Source organism: Cohnella suwonensis, from assembly GCF_042655365.1.
GTDB classification, from domain to species: Bacteria; Bacillota; Bacilli; order Paenibacillales; family Paenibacillaceae; genus Cohnella; species Cohnella suwonensis.
In genome coordinates this window covers 121,027-142,220 of the sequence record NZ_JBHSMH010000011.1, presented here as the reverse complement: position 1 = coordinate 142,220, position 21,194 = coordinate 121,027, and the positions used below count along the sequence as shown (strand labels likewise).

Genomic DNA, 21,194 nt, shown 5'->3' with positions numbered 1-21,194 from the left:
TTTTTATTGCATGATTAAATAAAATAATACAAATTTAGCACATTTTACTTACGGAAAAACACCTTGACAAATTGTTGATATTTTAATGCAATGCTACTGGTCCAAACCGTCTAACTCTACCGCCGACTAGTCCAGCTTGACGATAGCGTAGCCGAGCGGCGGCAGCGACACGCGCAGCTTGCGGCCATTGAGGGAGATTTCGCCTTCACCATGCACGATGCGCGCTGTTGCGTCCTTGCTCGCCGGTATGGCAACGGAAGCTTTCCGTTTGCCGGCGTTCAACACGACGACGAACTTCTCGCCGTCCGCTTCGCGGGCGTAAGCGAGCGCATTGTTGCCCGCCTCGGCGTAGAGCAGCTCGTAAGAGCCGTCGCGCAGCGCCTGGTGCTCTTTCCGCAGGCGGACGAGCTCGGAGAAGAAGCCGAACAACTCGCGATCCTGCTTGGACTCGTCCCACTCCATGCACTTGCGGCAGCCGGGATCCTGTTCGCCATCCAAGCCGACCTCGTCGCCGTAGTAGATGCACGGAGTACCTGCGAGCGTGAATTGGATCGCCGTCGCCAGCTTCATCCGCCGCTTATCGCCTTTGCTCAGCGTGAGCAAGCGCGGCGTGTCGTGGCTGCCCAGTAGGTTAAACGCCGCTTCCGTCGCCTGTTGCGGGTAAGCCGCGAGCAAGTAACCGGCCAGATCGGCGAACTGCTTGCCGTCGCGCGTGCCGCGAACCGCGTAGTCGAGCATCGCCTCCGTCAGCGGATAGTTCATGACAGCATCGAACTGCTCGCCGCCGAGCCACGGCTGCGAATCGTGCCAGATCTCGCCGAGAATGTACGCTTCCGGGTTCGCTTTCTTGACGACGTCGCGGAATTGCCGCCAGAACCGGTGATCGACTTCGTTGGCGACGTCGAGCCGCCAACCGTCGACGCCGATATCTTCGATCCAATAACGAGCCGCTTCGAGCAAGTAGGCTTTCACATCCTCGTTCTCCGTGTTCAGCTTCGGCATGTGAGGCTCGAAAGCGAACGCGTCGTAAGTCGGCACGCCGTCTCGAACTTCGAGCGGGAAGTCCTTGACGTGGAACCAGTCGGCGAAACGGGAGTTCGCGCCGAGCTCTTTCACATCGAGGAATTGCGGGAAACGGCTGCCGCTATGGTTAAACACGGCGTCGAGCAACACCTTGATGCCGCGGGCGTGGCAGGCGTTCACCAGTTCCTTCATTTTCTCGTTCGTGCCGAATTGCGGGTCGATTTTCATGTAGTCGATCGTGTCGTATTTATGGTTCGTCGGCGCTTCGAATAACGGATTAAAATAAATCGCGTTGATGCCGAGCGCTTCCAGATGGTCGAGGTGTTCGATGACGCCCTGAAGATCGCCGCCGAAGAAGTTCGACGTCGTCGGTTCGCCGCCCCATGGCTCCGCGTTGGCGGGAGAAATCGACGGATCTCCGTTCGCGAATCTCTCGGGGAAAATTTGATAGAAGACCGCTTCTTTAACCCAAGCCGGCGGGGCGAACACGTCCGCGGGGTTCAGGAACGGATATTCGAAATACAAATAAATGTTCGACGGCGGCGCCGCATGGAAGCCTTGCTCGTTCAGCCACCAAATCTCGTCCCCGGACTGCAGCTTGAAGCCGTACTTCAGCCGGCGGAATTCGGGGCGAACCTCGGCTTGCCAGTAGTCGAACAATTCGTCTTGCGCGAACACCGCCATCGGCGTTTCTTGGGGACCGATGGCATGCCAATTGTATTTGTCGCCGTGAATAAGCGTGACGAGAGCGACGTCGTCCCGTTTCGTGCGGATGCGGACGTGCACCGTCTCGCGATCGTAGGCGTAGGACCAGTTGTTTTTCGGACGATGGTAGATGGCTTCTCTAAGCATGGATGGATGAGCTCCTTTTAGTGGTTGTTCAAAAAGTCCGATTATGATCACGAAGCGAATCAGGAAGCTTATTCGGCATCGAATCTTGAATTCAGCCGGGACTTCCGGTTCTCACGTAGGTTTGCCTACGCTCCGATCCTCATTCCCTAGCTTCTTTCAATCTTCTCGGTGCTGATAACCGAACTTTTTGAACTCGCAATTTAAGTGGGATTAAGGCTGCGGAACCGCGTCCGGGACAACAAAAAAAGGCACAACTTCGGATGCTAAAGCTCCGAGGTTGTGCCTTTCGTCTTCGACGAGGCAGCAGGGCCTTCAAATTCGTTAACCCGATTATACGATATAATGAAGGGAATTGGAACCGTTTAATTGTTGGACCGTCGTGGAGAGAGCAGGGCAATCGCTAACGAGATCAACGGATTGGCAGGAGTCGTTTCGGTCAAGTCGACGAATGCGATAACTGCCATTTTGACCGTTATGATTGTTCAGAGAACCCATCCCCCCTTACATAACGGTCATCTTGACCGTTATGTCCTCTACAACCCCCATTAGACAAGGCAAATGGGAACTTTAACCACCAATTTGCCCGTAAACCATCCACTAAGATGTCGTTTGTTTATTGACAACGGTCATTTTGACGGTTATCTCTTATCGGATGGTTGTCTCGCGTTTTCGTAAGCGATTGCCCTGGTGGAGAGAGGGGATCTCCCCCGATAACCGCTACTTCTATGCTATAATAATGCGACATGGCATGAAGCGGGGGGGAGAAACATAGATGGAAAACGCGATCGCGCTGCGGGAGTGGGCCGTGGCCGTCAAGGCACTTGAGGCGGGCCGCCAGATCATCGTGTTGCGCAAGGGCGGCATATCCGAAGAGACGAAGGAATTCCGGCTGGAAAGCCACGAATTTTATTTGTTTCCGTCGTTCGAACATCAGCGGCCGCATCTGGTTAAGCCGGAAGCGAGCGCTCTGATCGGGGAGACGCAGGCCGAGGCGGAGAGCGCGAGCGGGCAAGCGCGCATTACGTCGTACGCCGAAGTCGTCGAAGACATCGAAGTGACGGACTCGGAGACGCTGAAGCGGTTGGAAGATTTGCATATCTGGACGGAGGATTACGCGGAGGAGCGGCTGAAGTGGAAAAAAACGAAACCGTTGCACGTACTCGTCCTGCGGGTGTTCAAGTTCGACGAGGCTCAGGAGATCCCGATGCTCGAGAGCTACGGCGGCTGCAAATCGTGGTTGACGATCGAGGACGTATCGTCCGCTTCTATGACACCGGTACTTAACGATAACGATTTCGAGAAGATGGTAGCCGACGTCAAACGCCGGATCGCCGGCTGACCGAACCGTTCCGGACCTCTCCCCCTAGTGGGAAGAGGCCCGGTTGCTTTTTCGGCGTTTCTTTCATAAAATTGTTATTGAGAATCAATGAGAATCAAATTAAAATGATTATAATTAAGGATTGATTACACCGATTGATCCGCATAGAAACATGGAGGTTAGGGAATGTCTACTCAATTCGAAATCCAAGGCTTGAAATCGTCTATCGAAGGCAAAGAGATCCTGAAAGGGATCGACCTTAAAATTAATGGCGGGGAAGTCCACGCGATCATGGGACCGAACGGCACCGGCAAGAGCACGCTGGCGTCCGCGCTCATGGGACACCCGAAATACGAAGTGACCGACGGCGTCGTGACGCTGAACGGAGAAGACGTGCTGGAGATGGGCGTCGACGAGCGCGCTCGCGCGGGCCTTTTCCTCGCGATGCAATATCCTAGCGAAATCACGGGCGTCACGAACGCCGACTTCCTGCGCAGCGCGATCAACGCGCGTCGCGGCGAAGGAAACGAGATTTCCCTCATCAAATTCGTCCGCCAAATGGAAGGCAAGATGAAGGAACTGGAAATGAACCCCGAGTTCATGCACCGTTACTTGAACGAAGGCTTCTCCGGCGGCGAGAAGAAGCGCAACGAGATTCTTCAAATGATGCTGCTCGAGCCGAAGCTCGTCATCCTCGACGAGATCGACTCCGGTCTCGACATCGATGCCCTGCGCATCGTCGCGGAAGGCGTGAACGCGATGCGTTCCGAAGATCGCGGTTTCTTGATCATCACTCACTACCAGCGTTTGCTGAACTATATCACTCCGGACTTCGTGCACGTCATGATGCAAGGTCGCATCGTGAAATCCGGCGGACCCGAGCTTGCTCACCGTCTGGAAGCCGAAGGTTACGACTGGGTTAAAGAAGAACTGGGCATCGTCGACGAGACCGTCGGCCAAGCTTAAGAGGGGGCGCAGCATCGATGAGTACACCAACCACCTCTTTCGGCCGCGAAGCCGCGGGAGCTATCGCTCGCAGCAAGAACGAGCCCGCTTGGCTCGTCGCGCAGCGCGAGGAAGCCGGAGAGCTTTCCGCTCGGCTCGGCTTGCCGAAACCGGAGAAATTGCCGTTAACCCGTTGGACGCTGGATCATTACGGCTCGAACCGTCCGGGACAACCGGTCGCATCCGCGGCCGATCTGCCGGCTCCGATCGCCGCTTTGTTGCCGGAGAACAGCGGCTCGTTGATCGTCCAGCATAATTCCTCCGTCGTTTATGCGAAGCTTTCCGAAGAACTCAAGGCGCAGGGCGTCATCCTGTCGAGCTTGGAAGACGCCGTTCGCAATCACGAGGAATTGTTCCGCAAGCACTTCATGACCGCTTATGCCAAGGATGAGCACAAGCTATCCGCGGTTCACGGCGCGTTATGGAACGGCGGCGTATTCCTGTACGTGCCGAAGAACGTCGTGATCGAAGAGCCGATTCAGGCGCTTCTGTTCGCGGACGACGCGGAAGCGACGTTCATGCCTCACGTGCTCGTCGTCGCGGAAACGAACAGCCGCGTATCGTTCGTGGAGCAACTCGCTTCCGGGCTCGCGAACGCGACGGGAACGTTGCTGCACAACAGCGCGGTAGAAGTATTCGCCAAGGCCGGAGCGGTCGTTCAATACGCGGCCGTTCACCAGATGGACTCAAGCGCGATCGACATTGCTTACCGCCGCGCGGTGCTCGACAACGACTCGCGCGTCGAATGGATTATCGGCGACTTGCATAACGGCAACGCCATCACGGATACGAAATCGGTGCTCAAGGGCAACGGTTCGACTTCCGATTCGAAAATCATTTCCATCGGCACGGGCAACCAACGCATGAGCTTGACGACGCAAGCGGTGCATTTCGGCCGTTCGACCGAGAGCGACATGATCACCCGCGCCGTCATGAAAGAAGAAGCGACGGCGATCATCAACGGCATCACGAAGATCGAGAAGGGCGCGACGAAAGCGAACGGCCAGCAAACGGAGAAAGTGCTGATGCTGAGCCCGAAAGCGCGCGGAGACGCGAATCCGATCTTGCTGATCGACGAAGACGACGTGAAGGCGGGCCACGCGGCGAGCGTCGGCCAAGTCAACGCGGATCAAGTGTACTACTTGATGTCGCGGGGCATTTCTCGCAAAGAAGCGGAACGCTTGATCATTCACGGATTCCTCGATCCGGTCGTATCCGAGATCCCTCTGGAAGGGCTGCGCGAGCAACTGCACCGCATCTTAGAAAGAAAGCTGGGCTGAGCATGGACCCGATCGCATTAAAAGCGGAATTCCCGATTCTCCATCAGGATATTAACGGGCATCCGCTCGTATACCTGGATAACGCGGCGACGACGCAGAAGCCGCGGTCGGTCATCGAAGCCGTCAAGCGCTATTACGAGTGGGACAACGCCAACGTTCACCGCGGCGTCCATACGCTCGGATCGCGCGCGACGGACGCGTACGAGGGAGCCCGCGAGAAAGTCGCGAAGTTCCTGAACGCGCCGGCTTCACGCCAAATCATTTTCACCCGGGGCACGACGACCGCATTGAATCTCGTCGCTTCCGGGTACGCGCGCCAGAACCTGCGGGAAGGCGACGAGATCGTCATCACGCAGATGGAGCACCACGCTAACCTGATCCCTTGGCAGCAAGCCGCCAAGGCGACGGGAGCGACGCTGAAATACATTCCGATGCAGCCCGACGGCACGGTCACGCTGGCGGACGCGGAAGCGACGGTGACGGCGAATACGAAGATCGTCGCCATCGCCTACGCATCCAATGTCCTCGGCACGGTCAATCCGATCAAGAAGATCGCGGAGATCGCGCACCGCAACGGCGCGATCATCGTCGTCGACGGCGCGCAGAGTACGCCCCACATGAAGGTGGACGTACAGGAGCTGGATGTCGATTTCTACGCGTTCTCCGGCCATAAGATGTGCGGTCCGACCGGAATCGGGGCACTCTATGGAAAAGCGAAGCTACTCGAGAACATGGAGCCGATCGAATTCGGCGGCGAGATGATCGACTTCGTCGAGCTGTACGATTCGACTTGGAAGGAAATTCCGTGGAAGTTCGAAGGCGGCACGCCGATGATCTCGGGAGCGGTCGGCCTCGGCGCCGCGATCGATTTCCTGGAGCAGGTCGGACTCGGCAACATTCACGATCACGAAGTCAAACTCACCCGGTATGCGATGGAACGGATGTCCGCCATCGAGGGGCTGACGATCTACGGTCCGCGCGAGGATCGCGTCGGACTCGTGACGTTTAACCTCGGCGACGTTCACCCTCACGACGTGGCGACGGTGCTCGATACGGACGGCATCGCCGTTCGGGCGGGCCATCATTGCGCGCAGCCGCTCATGAGGTGGCTGAAGGTGAGCGCGACGGCAAGGGCAAGCTTCTATCTGTACAATACCGAGCACGATGTCGACCGGCTGGCCGAATCGCTGGTGAAGACAAAGGAGTTTTTCGGTTATGAGCCAACTAGATGATTTGTACCGCCGCGTTATCATGGATCATTATAAAACGCCGCGAAACCGCGGCGAGCTCGAGCAAGATTCCGTCACCGTCAACTTGAACAACCCGACTTGCGGCGACCGCATCTCCTTGCAGCTGCAGATCGAGGACAACGTCGTCCGCAACGTGAAGTTCACGGGCGAAGGCTGCTCGATCAGCATGTCGTCGGCTTCGATGATGACGGAAGCGGTCATGGGCAAGACGAGCGAGGAAGCGCTGGCGCTCGCGGACAAATTTTCCGCGCTGATGAAAGGCGAAGCCGTCGAATTCGGCGATTACGAAGACGTCGAGGCGTTATCGGGAGTCAATAAATTTCCGGCCAGGATCAAGTGCGCGACGCTCGCTTGGAACGCGCTCCGCAAAGGCGTGGAACATGGGCACGGCAAGCACGAAGGTATTGAAGAATAAACGAGGAGGTTGATGAACATGGCGAAGCAAATGCCCGATTTGGACGAATACAAATACGGTTTTCGCGATGAGCACAAAGCCATTTTCCAATCCGGCAAAGGTCTGACCGAAGAAATCGTACGCACGATTTCCGAGATGAAGGGCGAACCGGAATGGATGCTGAAATTTCGCCTGAAATCGCTGGAGCAATTCCGCAAGATGGAAATGCCGAAGTGGGGCGGCAACATGGACGATCTGGATTTCGAGGACATCCAATACTACGTCAAGCCTTCGGAGAAGCAAGGCAAGACGTGGGAAGAAGTGCCCGAAGAAATCAAAGCGACGTTCGACAAGCTGGGCATACCGGAAGCCGAGCAGAAGTTCCTTGCCGGCGTATCCGCCCAATACGAGTCCGAAGTCGTCTACCACAGCATGCAAGAGGATCTCGAGAAGCAAGGCGTTATCTTCATGGATACCGACACCGCGATTCGCGAGCATCCGGACATTTTCAAAGAATATTTCGGAACGGTCATCCCTCCCGCGGATAACAAGTTCGCGGCGCTGAACAGCGCGGTATGGTCCGGAGGAAGCTTCATCTACGTGCCGAAGGGCGTGCAATGCACGGTTCCTCTTCAAGCGTACTTCCGCATCAACTCCGAGAACATGGGCCAATTCGAACGTACGCTGATCATCGCCGACGAAGGCAGCTCCGTTCACTACGTCGAAGGCTGCACGGCTCCGGTCTACAGCACGAACTCGCTCCACAGCGCGGTTGTCGAGATCATCGTCAAGAAGGACGCCCGCGTCCGTTACACGACGATCCAGAACTGGGCTCCGAACATCTACAACCTCGTCACGAAACGCGCCGTCGCCGAAGAGAACGCGACGATGGAGTGGGTCGACGGCAACATCGGCTCCAAGCTGACGATGAAATACCCTGCGGTCATCCTGAAAGGCCGCGGAGCGAAAGGCATGGTTCTTTCCATCGCCGTTGCGGGCAAAGGCCAGCACCAAGACGCCGGCGCCAAGATGATTCACCTGGCTCCGGACACGAGCTCGACGATCGTCTCCAAGTCGATCTCCAAGCACGGCGGCAAAGTGACGTATCGCGGTCTGGCATCGTTCGGCCGCAACGCCGAAGGCGCGAAAGCGAACATCAAGTGCGATACGCTCATCCTCGACGACCAATCGACGAGCGACACGATCCCGTACAACGAAATCATGAACGACAACATTACGCTGGAGCACGAAGCGACCGTATCCAAGGTGTCCGAGGACCAATTGTTCTACCTCATGAGCCGCGGATTGACGGATGCCGAAGCGACGCAAATGATCGTCATGGGCTTCATCGAGCCGTTCACGAAAGAGCTGCCGATGGAGTACGCGGTCGAGATGAACCGTCTCATCAAGTTCGAGATGGAAGGCAGTATCGGCTGAGCATGAGGCGTTATAAATAAAGGAAAAATGGTTGATTATTCGGGGCGTTGATACCGAATTGATACCGGATCAATCAAAAGCGTCCATTGCTTCATGCTTACGTTCGGTGTACAAATGCCCGTAAGTATTGGCCGTTTGCTTGATGTCATCGTGCCGCATCAGCTCTTTCACCAGGTAGATGTCTTTCTTCCTGTTGATAAGGTGCGATGCATAACTGTGGCGCAAGTCGTGAATACGGAGTTCAGGGAAAACCGCTTTGTATTTCTGCCGGTAATGAGAGTAGTGGTATGGCGCCGGTCCGCCAAACACGTAATATGAGTTGTTGAATCCGTAGTGTTTCTCTGCGGATTCTTTTTTTATCTTCTGAAGCATCTCTTTGATTAATGGTGGGAACGGAACGTAGCCGACACTGCCTGCTGTTTTTGGGGATGTGATGCTTCTTGTTGTGATGTCCATCGTCTTGTTCACGAACAACTGGCTGGCTTCCAAATCAATATCATCCCAAGTCAACGCCATTGCCTCCCCGACTCGAAGGCCAGTGTAGAAGAGTAAGCGAGTAAGTTCCAGGTAGTAGTGATCCGTAAACCCGTTTACTCGTTTATCGAATTCCTCTCGCTTAATGAAGCTGATATTCGGCTTAACCCTTTGGATCGAGCCGACAGCTAAAGTAGGGTCGACTTTCAGTCCAAAAAATTTGATGGCGTGATTGACCAATATCTTAAAATTGCTGTACACAGTTCGTGCGCTGTTGAGGGACGTAAAGTTATTCTCCAAGTCACTCTTGAACTCGACCGCTTGCTGGGTATTCAGATCTTTAACTTTCAAGTGGCCGAAGCGAGGTTTTATGTGTAGGTTGTATTCGTTTTTTCTCCGGCGGACTGTTTTCACTTTTAGCTTCTTGTGTTTCAGATTGTGCTGGAAAATTTCGTCGATCGTAACTTCATCAGAGAACATGTTTTTAAGCCCCGACATGAAGTCAGCCTCCGCTAGAACGGCCTCACTCCTTTTTTTGAAGCCTCGACGCATGGCCTGTTTGTTCCTGCCATAGACGTCCTTATAGCGTACTTTGAAATACCACGTTTTGCGCTCCTCGTCTTTGTAAACAGGCATGTTTTTCCTCCTTTAGAACGTATGTTCGGTAAAAGGTTATAATAAACCGATTCTCTCGGGTGAGCGCGTGATTATACTTTCAATTCTGCAAACACTGCTTCAAGTTCTGCTAGTTGACGTTCTTCCTCAATTACACTATTCCAAGACTTCAATAGTCCTTTTTTAAAGAAAACAGTTTCCTCACCGCAATTAATGCAGTAGCGAGCATTACCTGACGCAAGTGTACCGCACTCCCATTCAATGTAACCATTAATGTCGCGATGGATATTGGTACATTTGTTTACAACTGGGGCGGCACATACTTTGCAGTATTCGCCTTGATTACTTACCTCCTCATTCTCGCAACGAGCACATACTTTGACGCGACTGTTTTCATCCGTTTCAAATCCAGAATAGATCATATTGTTTAAACTCCTTCCTTTAATGATTGAGTCAGAACCACAGACAGGGCAGAAATAACAAATCTCGCTCGCAAAAACAGAACGGCATTCAGTACAAGTGTGTGCATAAACGTGATTGAATATGGTTTTACTGAAAAGAGAAGTTAAACGATTTTCGGTATAAACGCGTCCCATTTCAAAGCCCTTCTTAAGGAAGCTCATAACATTACCCGCTGCCTCAAAGGAGATACGACACATATCTGAAATGAGCATAACATCGAGCCTACCCAGTGCGACCAGTACACTCGATGGAGCAAGTAATGCTCGTGCGAAACAATTGGCTTCTTTTTCTAGCACATCGTATTCGTGTTTAGATAGGCGACTTCTGCTAATAATGGTCTTATCCGATTTTTCATTATGCTTAAGTCGATAGTGGCCGAGTTCATGCGCGATCGTCCAACGGATGCGTCCGATGTTTGGGATTGTATCGTTGTATAGTATCATGTACTGGCACTTGTCAGACATGTACCAGCAACACCCGTGTTCACTATCTGCAATTTCTATAACATCATCAATCGTGACTCTGTGAAATTCTGCAAACCACGTATAAGTTTTAATCTGCAAATTAGAAAAGGCATTAAATATACGTTCTAAATCAACAGGTAATGAATTCAATGCATACTTTTCGAGCAATCTGTGAGCCGATCCTTCAGCGGCGGCGTAATCAGGTTTTGTCATCGCTCTCTCCCTTGAACGCCTCTTCAAACGCGGCTTTGATCATATTTAACATCTTTTTCTTATCTGTTGGTGACATGTTTTTTGCAGCTCGCTGGATTGCTCGAATTTCGGGTTCGGGCTCATCGTAGTCCATAACACCCTCTACGTTTAATTGCTGGTTAAGTTCATTTAACTCTTTTAGAACTTTAGATGCTGATGCCCCGTTAATCTCGATCGAAATTTTTCTTCCGAGTAGTATGTCGGTAGACGTGCCTAAAATATTAGCTAATTTATTGAGTACTTCGCTAGGTGGCATGCTCTTATCTCGTTCATAACTAGAAATATTGGCTTCGGTCATGCTTAACTTATCTGCTAACTGCCCTTGCGTTAGTCCTCGTTTTAATCGGTGCGCCCTAATTTGTTGACCTAAAGACAAGGTTAACCCTCCACAAATTAAATTTGTTAAAATGGGTATTGCTCAAATTAGATTTGAGTGATATATTATTCCTACAAGATGAAAGGGGTGATGCAAATGCAAGCATTGGGGCGAGTCCGCCACAAACTTATTGAGGCCCGCGAATCAAAAGGAACCCAACGTAAAGTTGCTGCCGACTTAGAAATAACTGAAACCCATTTACGCGAGCTTGAAAAAGGACGCTCAATTCCCGGAACTAAGCTGTTAAAGCGAATGGAATATTACTTCGGTATTCCAGACGATGACTTATTTCCAGATTTACTGGATCCTGCATTTTTTTCGTCCGATTGACTCAAATTTAATTTGATATCCACATAGAAAAGTATATAACTAAAATATAATTTGCGCAAGTAATATTTGTGCTTTTGTTTTGCCATGACCAAAACTCAAATTTAATTTGATTGGCGGTGAACTTTTTTGCTCTCCATTAATGAAATCATTATCGGTCAACGTCTTCGCGATGATCTCGGCGATCTTGTAAGTCTCGCTAACAGCATCCGCCAACGAGGTTTGCTCCATCCAATCATCATCGATGAGCACAAGCGCTTGATCGCAGGCCATCGTCGGCTCGAGGCCTGTAAGTTGCTCGAATGGGAAGAGATCACTGTCCGGTATATGCCTGACTTATCGGAACAGGAGAAGCGTTTGATCGAATTGGAGGAGAACACAAAGCGGAAAGACCTAACACCATACGAACAGTCCAAGAATTTGATTGCGGCCGTAGAAACTGCGAAAGAAGTTTTGAAATCCGAATTATTGTCACCTGAGGTTACAAAAAAACGTGGAAGGCCGGAAACAACTCATTCAGATGAGAAAGTTGCCGATATGCTCGGGACAACAAGGAAGTCCATCCATGAAGCACGTCAGCACAGTCGAGCCGTCGAACGCCATCCCGTTCTTGTCGATTTCCCTAAGAAACAGGCGATCCAAGCAGCGAGGGCTCCGTCGGAAGTGGAACAGTACGAGGAACTGCTGAAACGGATTCCCGAGCTTTCCGAATTTACAGTTCCTCTAAAAGATCGCATCGAACACGGTAAGATCATGCGAGCGATGACGCAAGTGGAACGAGACGCATATATGTCGCGATTCAGGGACAGCAAGAAGCGGCGGGACGAACGCCTTGCCGATGCGACGCTTGTCGGTGAGCATACCAAGAAAATTCACAATCTGCTCGAAAGCGCGCTCCGCATGCACGGCATGGTAACGCAGGATCGCATTGACGCTTGGGTGTCACGTCGGATTAATCGTAAACAGATTGAAGATGCGATCGAATGGCTGCAACTTGGGATCGACGAATTAACCCTACTACAAAACGGCCTGCGCGAAGCGCTCAAGGGTCCGAGAAAGGTTGTGACCAATGAGAAGATCGAGAAAGCAAATTGAATCCGAAGCAAAGAAACTCATCGAGAAGTACGGAAAGATTCCTTTTTCAATAAAAGAAGTTTTGCCCGATTTACTTGATGACTTTAACTGGGATGAGAAAAAGGCAAAAGAACAAGCTGCCCTTGCACACGCTCGTCGGAAAATCGCATCGATTAAAGATGCTCATGGTGTTCGATGCTTCATCGCATTCGACGCTTCATCCGAAGGCGAGCAGCGCTTTCACCTCTACCAAATGGTGGAATCATGCGAATCTCCCGAAATCCTTCGCCGCCAGAAAGCAGAACTTTCTCGCACCTTAAACGGTACTCAGGACACTTGGATTAAGGTTGATGCCCGGCTCGATCACCTTGAAGAACAAGCTGCTGGGAGAGGAGCCGCCAGCCAATGAAACACTTTTATGACACAATCGACATCCAACGGCTTCTCGGTTGCGGAACAATCCGGACGGCTCAAATGCGAATCAAAGCATTGAACGACGAGTTGAAAGCGAAAGGCTTCTGGACGGAACGGGGGAAAGTGCCTGTGAAGTTCTTTCACGAGAAGTATCCATTCATCGAACAAGCCCACTAAACCGAGGTGAACAGCAATGAAAACCTACATCGTACGATTCAGTCACCCAAAACGCGGATCGGCCTTTGCAGAAGTAGTAGCCGGCACTCATTTCGATGCCGAGTCGGATTACGCTAGCCGCTATCCAGACAACCGGATCATCTCGATCCATGAGAAGCCAGTAAGCGTACAAGCCCAATAAAGCGAGGTGAACAAAATTGAACGATCAAGACTTGGTCAAACGGATCGTCGTTGAGCTGGAGGGGGAGAAAATCCCGAAGAACATGTCCGGTTATTCGTACCTGAAAACAGCAGCCATGATGTCTTACCGTGATTTTCGGTTAGCCAACTCGGCAGTGACGAAGTTGTATCGCGAGCTTGCCAGTCGATTCGAAACGACGGCCAGCCGCGTCGAACGTTGCATCCGGCACGCGATCGAGACCGGCGCTGCCAGGAATGGCGTCAAGAAATCTAGCAACAGCGAGTTTATCGCGAATATCGCCGACAAGCTTAGGACGGAAGATGGGCTGATTTGAAAACTAAAGTGAGGTGAACAACAAATGAAGGGTTGGTTATTTATCTGCGGTGCTTACCGCCGCATCCAGTACACGCCTAAAGAGACAACGCGAATTGTCTACGGACTCCACGGCATATTGGCTCCGCTACGGCCGTAAAAAGCAGTTGATCCTATACGGGAGGTGATGGAGATGGGAAAAGCAGGACGCCGTAAGCAGGCAGGGGATACGAAGCCGAAGGGCAAAGCGTGGCGCGAATACCGGCCGAGTCGGTTCGTTCGGTGGCTCGTTAGGCGTGCAGGTCAGTGGAAACCGCTCTAAATTAAAAACCCCCATCACGGGGTAGGAGCCGTGAGAGGGGCCGCAAGACAAAACATTCACCGTCATTGTAACGCTTATTACATTCTTTGTAAATCAGGAGGAATCATCCATGGCTGTTCAAATCATAATTAACGGCGAAAACGCCGCCGAATCCCTTAACGAGCTCTCCGCGCTGGCCGCTGGCTTGACGGGTATACCGACCGCCGCACCAGTCGCCGCGCCGGAAACACCGAAAGCCCGTCAGCCACGCAATAAGCCGGAGTCGCCAAAAGCGGAAGAGCCGAAGGCAGGATCGGCTCCGGCGACCGATGAACCGGACGCGGGAGAAACCGAGACAGAAGATCCGGACAAAGCCGAAACCGAAGAAGAGGGCGGAGACGCCGAACCGGTTACCGTCGAGCAGCTTCGCGCCAAAGCGGCCGAGGTCGCGAAAGGCGGCAAGCAGGCGAACGTTAAGGCATTGCTTGATGAGTTCGGTGCGAAGTCGATCACGCTCGTCCCGGAGAATGAACGCGCGGCGTTCCTCGCTCGTCTGGAGACGCTCTAATGTCGGCGACCGCGCAGGCAACTGCGCGCGACCTCGACGCCGATCTGGCGATCTGTGAGGCAGCGACGCCGGGACCGTGGATAGTAGCGGTAAGTATCCATGTCGTGCGGGATTTTTGGGAGAATGATGGCTCGCGTCAGGTTGTATTTACGGCGGCGAATGACATAGAAGCCGATGCCCGTTTTACTGCCGAAGCCCGCCAAGGCTGGCCGTATGCGATCCGCCGCGCCCAGGAAGCTGAGGAGCGCATGGACAAGCTCAAAGAGGAGATCCGCATCTTACAAGATTCACTGAACGGGAGGCAGAGGCGGGGGTGTTGGGATTGAAGAATCGTTTCATCGTCAAGGGTTCTGAGACGACAATCCTGCTCAACCGAAATGATGGCTCGGTGCTCGAGACGTTTATCGATACCCGTGATCTCCCTCTAGCGACGAATTTTCCGAACACGTGGTACGCGAGCTGGAATCCTCCAACGCAATCGTTCTACGTTTACGGCAAACAATCCCTAAACGGTCGACGGAAAACGGTTCAGCTTCATCGCTGGTTAACGTCAACACCAGATATTAGCGAAGTTGACCATGTCAACTTGGACACTCTGGATAATCGCCGAAGTAATCTGCGAATCGCCTCATCAGCGGAAAATGCCCAGAACAAGAGGGTCAATCGGCGAAATAACAAATCCGGTTATCGTGGTGTCTCTTGGTGCAATACGAACCGGAAATGGATTGCGCAGGTCATGGTAGATAGGAAAAACAAGTTTCTCGGTTACTTCGATGAAAAACATGTGGCGGGAAGAATCGCTGCTGAGGCGAGAGCGGTCATGATGCCTTACTCCAAGGAGGCAACATGACCCAACACGCAGAGCGAAAACATGCCTTACTGGGAGCCTCTAAAGCCTCCCAATGGATTTCATGTCCACCAAGCGCCCGGCTTCAGGAGAGCGTGCCGGATACGCGAAGCGAGTACGCCGACGAGGGAACAGCGGCGCACGAGCTGTCCGAGAAGATCCTGCAGCGAAGGCTGACGCCATGCAACAAAACCGAACGCGAGAAGCTGGACAAGTATATCGCTGACTTCAAGGAGGCGTCCAAGCATTACGGCCCCGAGATGGAGAACGCCGTCGGTGATTACGTCGATGTCGTTGAGGAGCGATTCATGGCCGCCAAGGCGCGGAGCGCTGATGCCGTGATTCTCCTCGAGGAGCAGCTCGACTTCTCCGAATGGGTGCCGGAAGGGTATGGCACCGGTGATGTGGTCCTGATCGCCGACGGCGTGATGGAGATCATCGACTTGAAATACGGCAAGGGCGTGCCGGTCAGCTCCGTCGGTAACTCTCAGATGCGGCTCTATGGCCTCGGCGCATGGACGGCGTATAACTTCCTCTATGACATTCAGGAGATTCGGATGACGATCGTGCAGCCGCGGCTCGACAGCGTGAGCACGGACACGATAACCGTCGACGAGCTGCTGGAGTGGGCGGAGACTGTTGTCGGGCCTGCCGCCGTGCTGGCCTATGCCGGAGAAGGCGAGCACAAGGCGGGTGACCATTGTCGCTGGTGCAAAGTGAAAGGGAACTGCCGCGCCCGCGCCGATGCCAACATGGCCGCGCTCGCATACGAGTTTAAGGACCCGGCGCTTCTCTCGCTCGAAGAGATCGGATCGATTCTCTACGTCGCCGAGCAGCTCAAGAAGTGGGCCGCGGACGTAGAGGAATTCGCGTTCGAGTCGGCGAAGTCCGGCCAGAAGGTGCCGGGCTGGAAGCTCGTCGAGGGTCGAAGCAACCGGGCCATCACGGACAAGGAAGCCGCGAAGGCGGCGCTCGCCGCCGCCGGGCATCCGACGGACAAGTATCTCAAGCCGCAGGAGCTTCTAGGCATCGGGGACTTGGACAAGAAGATCGGCAAGAAGGAGCTCGCGGAGCTGCTGGACGGCCTGATCGTGAAGCCATCCGGGAAGCCGGTTCATGTACCAGAGACGGATCCGCGGTCGGAGATGAACAGTGTCGATGCGGACTTCGCCGGGGAGGACTTTAGCTAATGGGCGATATCGCTGATTACCACGTTGATCGAATGACTTCCGGAAGATGGTCTTCCGGATACCACACTCAAAATAGAAGGAGCTACTCCAATATGGCTATCGATAATCAAGCAACCAAAGTTTTGACCGGCAAGGTTCGTCTCTCTTACTGCCACGTGTTCGAGCCGCAATCCATCGACGGCGGTGACGCGAAGTACAGCACGGCGATTCTCATTCCGAAATCGGACAAGGAGACGCTCCGCAAAATCAAGGCGGCGATCGACGCGGCCAAGGAGCTCGGCAAGAGCAAGTGGGGTGGCAAGATCCCGGCCAACTGCAAAACGCCACTTCGCGACGGAGACGAGGAGCGTCCGGACGATGAAGCATACGCGGGGCATTACTTCCTCAACGCTTCGGCCAAGAACAAGCCGGGCGTCGCGAAGCCGATCGGCAAGGACGCGAACGGCAAAACGAAGTTCGCGGAAATCACGGACACGACGGAAGTCTATTCCGGCTGCTTCGCCCGCGTGTCGCTCAACTTTTACCCTTTCGACGCAAAAGGGAACCGCGGCGTCGCAGCCGGCCTGAACAACGTTGTCAAAGTGCAAGACGGCGACTTCCTCGGCGGCCGCTCGAGCGTTAACGACGACTTCGCGAACGAAGAGTTCGATGCGGACGTCGACGACGAAAGCTACTTAGATTAATCGACTTGGAGGGAGTTCGGTAACGGGCTCCCTTTCTTATCTCTAATTTCGGGAGGAAACATAGATGAGAGTCAAGATATTGACCGATTTGAACAACGGCCCTGCAAAGGGTTCTGTAGTAAATGTACGGGAGATTAACAACATGTTCTTCGGAAAGTATCAAATCATTGATGATGGGGCGTTTCTCGGATTTAGGATTGGAGCCCTCGAAGCGGTTCCAATTAACGAACTCCCATACAAAACCATCAATGAGTTCGTCACCTCTGCGCACCAGAACGCCATCGATAAAGGCTGGTACGAGGAGCCGCGCACCTTCGGCGATGCGACCATGCTCATGGTTACCGAGATCGCGGAGGCCGTCGAAGACTACCGGAACGGTCGCGGCTTCACGGAAATCTGGTACGAAGGGGACAAGCCTTGCGGCATCCCGACGGAGCTGGCCGACACGGTCATCCGGATCTTCGACTTCTGCGGGCACGTCGGAATCGACCTCGAGGCGGCGATCCGGGAGAAGATGACATACAACGCGACGCGGCCGATCCGCCACGGAGGGAAGAAGCTGTGAAGGTGGAGCTTAGCCGATCGAAGGAACTGGATCGCTGGATAGCGGAACGGCACTACCTTAAATCGACGCCGCCAGGCGCACAGATCCGGCTCTGGATCTTGGATGACACCGGAAACAGAATCGGAGCAATGATGTGGGGGCGACCGACAGCTCGCAATCTGGACCAGACTGCGCTGCTTGAGCTTACTCGGATGTATCTTATCGATGGAACAGAGCCAAATGCCGAAAGCCGGGCTCTCGCGTTGTCCCGAAAGCACATCCGCAAACATCTGCCATCTATTAAGGGACTTATCTCATATTCGAGCACTGGCCAAGGCCACAAAGGAACGATATACCGTGCGGACGGCTGGTTTCCGGTAGGTTCGACTCGTAGACGTAAGGCTGGATGGTCCTCACGTGCCGAGAGAGCAGAACGCGACCTTTCTCCGAAAACAAGATGGGTGAGAAGCCCATGACCACTCTTCGCATCGACGTCGAGACGTTCAGTTCCGTTGACCTGAAAACTTGCGGCATGCATCGGTACATCGAAGCGCCGGACTTCGAGATTCTCCTATTCGCCTTTGCTTACGACGATGGCCCTGTGTGGGTATATGACCTAACAGCGTTCGAAGATTTGCCCGCGTATGTCATGGATGATTTAGTAAACCCCGCGGTCATCAAGACGGCGTTTAACGCGGCGTTCGAGCGCGGGACGATCGGGAAGCACTTCGGCATCTATTGCGATCCACTTCAATGGAGATGCACCGCGGCGCACGCACTGACGCTTGGGCTCCCGGGATACCTGGAGGGCGTAGCCGAAGTGCTTCAGCTCGACGCGCAGAAGGACGCAAGAGGTAAGGCGCTGATCAAGTATTTCTCCGTTCCGTGCAAGCCGACGAAGACGAACGGCCTGCGCGAGCGGAACTACCCGCACCATGACCCCGAGAAGTGGGAGCTTTATAAAGCGTATTGCCAGCAGGACGTCGTCGTCGAGCGGGAGGTCGCGCAGAAGCTTGCGCGTTTCCCCGTGCCGGCGCACGAGTGGCGGCTCTGGGCGCTGGACCAGCGGATCAACGACCGCGGCGTCCGGCTCGACCGGGTGCTAATGCAAGCGGCAATCGACTGCGACGCGCAGTATGAGACGCGGCTCGTCGCGGAAGCGCAGGAGCTGACCGGGCTTGAGAACCCGAACAGCCTGACACAACTCAAGGCGTGGCTCTCGGATCGAGGGCTAGAGACGCCGGACGGACTTTCGAAAGAGTTCATGCCCGGTTTACTCGAAGCAGCGCCGGACGATGAGACGCATCGGATGCTTGAGATTAGGCAGGAGATGGGCAAGACCAGCGTCGACAAGTTCAACGCGATGGCTCGCTCCATCGGCGGCGACGACCGGGCGCGCGGTCTGCTCCAGTATTGCGGGGCGAACCGGACGTGGCGATGGGCCGGGCGGCTGATTCAGGTGCAGAACTTGCCGCAGAACAAGATCGAGGACCTCGCACTCGCGCGGGAGACGCTGCGGACTGGTGACTTCGATCTGCTGGAGATGCTGTTCGGCGCTCCGCCGTTCGTGCTTTCCCAGCTCGTCCGCACCGCGTTCGTTCCGTCAGACGGTCGCCGGTTCATCGTCAGCGACTTCGCCGCGATCGAGGCGCGCGTCATCGCGTGGCTCGCCGACGAGAAGTGGGTGCTCGACGTATTCAAGGGGCACGGCAAAATCTACGAGGCGACGGCGGCTAATATGTTCGGCGTCCCGTTCGAAACGATCGTAAAAGGCCACGCCAACTACGAGCTACGAGCACGTGGGAAAGTCGCCGTTCTCGCCTGCGGCTTCCAAGGCGGCGAGCGGGCGCTCGAGGCGATGGACTCCAAGAAGGAGATCGATCCGTCGGAGTATCCGCGGCTCGTCCAGCAGTGGCGCGATGCGAACCCGAACATCCGAAAGCTCTGGTACGCGACGGAGAACGCGGCGGTTACCGCGGTGCGGGAGAAGACGACGGTAAAGCTGAAGCACGGCGTCCAATACCGGTACGAGGCGGGCATGCTGTTCGCCGATCTGCCGAGCGGCCGGAGTCTCGCATACGTCAATCCGCGACTGAAGCCGGACCCGAACTTCGACAAGGAAGGGCTCGTGTTCGACGGGATGGATCAGGTTAAGAAGAAGTGGATGTGTCACCGGACGTATGGCGGTCGGCTCGTCGAGAACCTGGTACAGGCGATCGCGCGGGACTGCTTGGCGGAGAGCTTGGGGCGGCTGGATGACGAGGGTTACGAAGTAAACATGCATGTTCATGATGAGATCGTGGCGGACGCGGAGATCGGGACCGGCTCCGTTGATCACGTATCGGAGATCATGAGCCGGCCGATCAGTTGGGCGCCGGGGTTGCCGCTTAAGGCTGCGGGGTTCGAGTGCGAGTTCTACCAGAAGGATTAGCTTTCGTTGTCGCTGGTATTGTTTCTGATTGCATTTATCTGCGATTTAATGCAATCAGAAATAAATTCACTAGATAGGTTTTTTATTCCGTGATTGCTTAGCTGCTCATTAACTTCTCGAGTTAATTTCATTGTCTGACCTGGAAGACCAGTTGTAGTACTCCAATTATTTACAACAACATTTCTAATTATTGCTCTTGCTCGAGTTAATATATCAGACTCATATCTTTCAATTATCTGATCAATTGGCTTCATTCGAATTGTATTAATATCCCTCTGAAGGTCATCAACCTTATCCAATAGTAGTTGGTAGGGGGTTACTTCAGTCTCAGATAGTTTCGCTACCTTAAACTCTCCGAAGCTTCCCAAGAAGGGTGAGTGATTTGGATCAGAAATGGAATCTTCGTAAGTAGTAACCACTTTCCGCAGCAACGTTGACTTAAATTCAACCATCTTGGTAAATCGCAAATCTCTTGGATATTCAACATGCTCGATTCCGCTTGTATCAAAGACAAAATTTGTTTTGTCATCCTTTATGATAATTGTCGGTTTGTCAAAAGCCAATCGCATCCCTAGCTCAAACATTACATTCGGGTTTTTGCAGCTTACATCGCAAATTACTATATCTGAATGGTATAAACCGTGGACGATGCGTTTGTGAATTAAACCGCTACTATCAGACTCACTTACAATTCTTGCTTCAAAATCGTATTTTTCATGGTCATTCAGGGCTTCAACAATTATCGATTTTACATCTATCCAATGCTCGGGGCCACAATTGTCGATCATGGCAATTGGCATAACAAGACCGATTTGCAGTTTTTTCTTTTCTTCACTCATCGAGTATCTACCTCTCTATTTTATGTTATTGATCACGTCAAGCAAGGACATTTGGAGAGCTAGAAATGCTGAATCATAAGTATCGTTTGAAAAACCGTCTTTCC

General features: G+C 53.4%; 25 protein-coding genes. 20 read left to right on the top strand and 5 right to left on the bottom strand.

Annotation, left to right across the window (positions count from 1 at the left end; genetic code table 11):
- Nucleotides 1-126 precede the first annotated feature (126 nt).
- Entirely contained in the window at nt 127-1,875 is a 1,749-nt protein-coding gene (locus tag ACFPPD_RS06965) for an alpha-glycosidase (RefSeq protein WP_209748524.1), read from the bottom strand.
- A 772-nt stretch (nt 1,876-2,647) separates the two neighbouring features.
- Between ACFPPD_RS06965 and ACFPPD_RS06960 the strand changes: the two genes are divergently transcribed.
- The 6 genes from ACFPPD_RS06960 to sufB all read left to right on the top strand — a co-directional run bounded on the left by ACFPPD_RS06960 (nt 2,648) and on the right by sufB (nt 8,559).
- A complete protein-coding gene (locus tag ACFPPD_RS06960; protein ID WP_209748526.1) occupies nt 2,648-3,214 on the top strand; it encodes a DUF1802 family protein in 567 nt (188 codons plus the stop codon).
- A 165-nt stretch (nt 3,215-3,379) separates the two neighbouring features.
- The gene (gene sufC, locus ACFPPD_RS06955; protein ID WP_209748528.1) at nt 3,380-4,159 is read left to right on the top strand and encodes a Fe-S cluster assembly ATPase SufC; all 780 of its coding nucleotides are present in this window, start codon (nt 3,380-3,382) and stop codon (nt 4,157-4,159) included.
- A gap of 17 nt (nt 4,160-4,176) precedes the next feature.
- Nucleotides 4,177-5,478, top strand: a complete 1,302-nt coding sequence (gene sufD / locus ACFPPD_RS06950) for a Fe-S cluster assembly protein SufD (protein WP_209748530.1) — start codon at nt 4,177-4,179, stop codon at nt 5,476-5,478.
- 2 nt (nt 5,479-5,480) lie between these two features.
- The gene (locus ACFPPD_RS06945) at nt 5,481-6,710 is read left to right on the top strand and encodes a cysteine desulfurase (RefSeq protein WP_209748532.1); all 1,230 of its coding nucleotides are present in this window, start codon (nt 5,481-5,483) and stop codon (nt 6,708-6,710) included.
- Entirely contained in the window at nt 6,694-7,143 is a 450-nt protein-coding gene (sufU, locus tag ACFPPD_RS06940; protein WP_209748534.1) for a Fe-S cluster assembly sulfur transfer protein SufU, read from the top strand. Before ACFPPD_RS06945 ends, sufU begins: the two co-directional genes overlap by 17 nt.
- A gap of 18 nt (nt 7,144-7,161) precedes the next feature.
- Complete coding sequence (gene sufB / locus ACFPPD_RS06935) at nt 7,162-8,559, top strand: Fe-S cluster assembly protein SufB (RefSeq protein WP_209748536.1); 1,398 nt, start codon at nt 7,162-7,164, stop codon at nt 8,557-8,559.
- Nucleotides 8,560-8,628: 69 nt separating this feature from the next.
- On the opposite strand, the gene ACFPPD_RS06930 is transcribed toward sufB, so the two are convergent.
- From ACFPPD_RS06930 to ACFPPD_RS06920, 3 genes are all read right to left on the bottom strand, one after another.
- Entirely contained in the window at nt 8,629-9,669 is a 1,041-nt protein-coding gene (locus ACFPPD_RS06930) for a site-specific integrase (RefSeq protein ID WP_209748538.1), read from the bottom strand.
- Between the two features lie 71 nt (nt 9,670-9,740).
- Nucleotides 9,741-10,787: an ImmA/IrrE family metallo-endopeptidase gene (locus ACFPPD_RS06925; protein ID WP_209748540.1), complete on the bottom strand. Its 1,047-nt coding sequence runs from the start codon at nt 10,785-10,787 to the stop codon at nt 9,741-9,743.
- A complete protein-coding gene (locus ACFPPD_RS06920; RefSeq protein WP_209748542.1) occupies nt 10,774-11,202 on the bottom strand; it encodes a helix-turn-helix domain-containing protein in 429 nt (142 codons plus the stop codon). Before ACFPPD_RS06920 ends, ACFPPD_RS06925 begins: the two co-directional genes overlap by 14 nt.
- Nucleotides 11,203-11,298: 96 nt before the next feature.
- On the opposite strand from ACFPPD_RS06920, the gene ACFPPD_RS06915 reads away from it, so the two are divergent.
- From ACFPPD_RS06915 to ACFPPD_RS06855, 14 genes are all read left to right on the top strand, one after another.
- Nucleotides 11,299-11,532: a helix-turn-helix domain-containing protein gene (locus tag ACFPPD_RS06915; protein WP_209748544.1), complete on the top strand. Its 234-nt coding sequence runs from the start codon at nt 11,299-11,301 to the stop codon at nt 11,530-11,532.
- A gap of 126 nt (nt 11,533-11,658) precedes the next feature.
- The gene (locus ACFPPD_RS06910) at nt 11,659-12,624 is read left to right on the top strand and encodes a ParB N-terminal domain-containing protein (protein WP_209748546.1); all 966 of its coding nucleotides are present in this window, start codon (nt 11,659-11,661) and stop codon (nt 12,622-12,624) included.
- Entirely contained in the window at nt 12,599-13,012 is a 414-nt protein-coding gene (locus tag ACFPPD_RS06905) for a hypothetical protein (protein WP_209748548.1), read from the top strand. Before ACFPPD_RS06910 ends, ACFPPD_RS06905 begins: the two co-directional genes overlap by 26 nt.
- On the top strand, nt 13,009-13,194 hold the full coding sequence (locus ACFPPD_RS06900) for a hypothetical protein (RefSeq protein WP_209748551.1): 186 nt from the start codon (nt 13,009-13,011) through the stop codon (nt 13,192-13,194). The genes ACFPPD_RS06905 and ACFPPD_RS06900 overlap by 4 nt, the downstream gene beginning before the upstream one ends.
- A 197-nt stretch (nt 13,195-13,391) precedes the next feature.
- Nucleotides 13,392-13,709 (top strand): sporulation initiation factor Spo0A C-terminal domain-containing protein, encoded by a 318-nt coding sequence (locus tag ACFPPD_RS06895; protein WP_209748553.1) that lies wholly within the window; start codon nt 13,392-13,394, stop codon nt 13,707-13,709.
- A gap of 171 nt (nt 13,710-13,880) precedes the next feature.
- Complete coding sequence (locus ACFPPD_RS06890) at nt 13,881-14,009, top strand: hypothetical protein (RefSeq protein ID WP_378081628.1); 129 nt, start codon at nt 13,881-13,883, stop codon at nt 14,007-14,009.
- 109 nt (nt 14,010-14,118) lie between these two features.
- Nucleotides 14,119-14,556 carry a hypothetical protein gene (locus tag ACFPPD_RS06885; RefSeq protein ID WP_209748555.1) on the top strand — a complete coding sequence of 146 codons (438 nt, stop codon included), beginning with the start codon at nt 14,119-14,121 and terminating at the stop codon, nt 14,554-14,556.
- Nucleotides 14,556-14,882 (top strand): hypothetical protein, encoded by a 327-nt coding sequence (locus tag ACFPPD_RS06880; protein WP_209748557.1) that lies wholly within the window; start codon nt 14,556-14,558, stop codon nt 14,880-14,882. The genes ACFPPD_RS06885 and ACFPPD_RS06880 overlap by 1 nt, the downstream gene beginning before the upstream one ends.
- Nucleotides 14,879-15,406 (top strand): HNH endonuclease, encoded by a 528-nt coding sequence (locus ACFPPD_RS06875; protein ID WP_209748559.1) that lies wholly within the window; start codon nt 14,879-14,881, stop codon nt 15,404-15,406. Before ACFPPD_RS06880 ends, ACFPPD_RS06875 begins: the two co-directional genes overlap by 4 nt.
- Nucleotides 15,403-16,593: a DUF2800 domain-containing protein gene (locus ACFPPD_RS06870; protein WP_209748561.1), complete on the top strand. Its 1,191-nt coding sequence runs from the start codon at nt 15,403-15,405 to the stop codon at nt 16,591-16,593. The genes ACFPPD_RS06875 and ACFPPD_RS06870 overlap by 4 nt, the downstream gene beginning before the upstream one ends.
- Nucleotides 16,594-16,685: 92 nt before the next feature.
- Nucleotides 16,686-17,276, top strand: a complete 591-nt coding sequence (locus ACFPPD_RS06865) for a DUF2815 family protein (RefSeq protein ID WP_209748563.1) — start codon at nt 16,686-16,688, stop codon at nt 17,274-17,276.
- Nucleotides 17,277-17,340: 64 nt separating this feature from the next.
- Nucleotides 17,341-17,841, top strand: coding sequence for a nucleoside triphosphate pyrophosphohydrolase family protein (locus tag ACFPPD_RS06860; protein WP_378081624.1), 501 nt, complete (start codon nt 17,341-17,343; stop codon nt 17,839-17,841).
- Nucleotides 17,838-18,296 (top strand): Mom family adenine methylcarbamoylation protein, encoded by a 459-nt coding sequence (locus tag ACFPPD_RS26990; protein ID WP_465251439.1) that lies wholly within the window; start codon nt 17,838-17,840, stop codon nt 18,294-18,296. Before ACFPPD_RS06860 ends, ACFPPD_RS26990 begins: the two co-directional genes overlap by 4 nt.
- A complete protein-coding gene (locus ACFPPD_RS06855; RefSeq protein WP_209748566.1) occupies nt 18,293-20,251 on the top strand; it encodes a DNA polymerase in 1,959 nt (652 codons plus the stop codon). Before ACFPPD_RS26990 ends, ACFPPD_RS06855 begins: the two co-directional genes overlap by 4 nt.
- On the opposite strand, the gene ACFPPD_RS06850 is transcribed toward ACFPPD_RS06855, so the two are convergent.
- Nucleotides 20,248-21,090, bottom strand: a complete 843-nt coding sequence (locus ACFPPD_RS06850; protein WP_209748568.1) for a hypothetical protein — start codon at nt 21,088-21,090, stop codon at nt 20,248-20,250. The two genes, ACFPPD_RS06855 and ACFPPD_RS06850, sit on opposite strands and share 4 nt — an antisense overlap.
- Nucleotides 21,091-21,194: the final 104 nt, after the last annotated feature.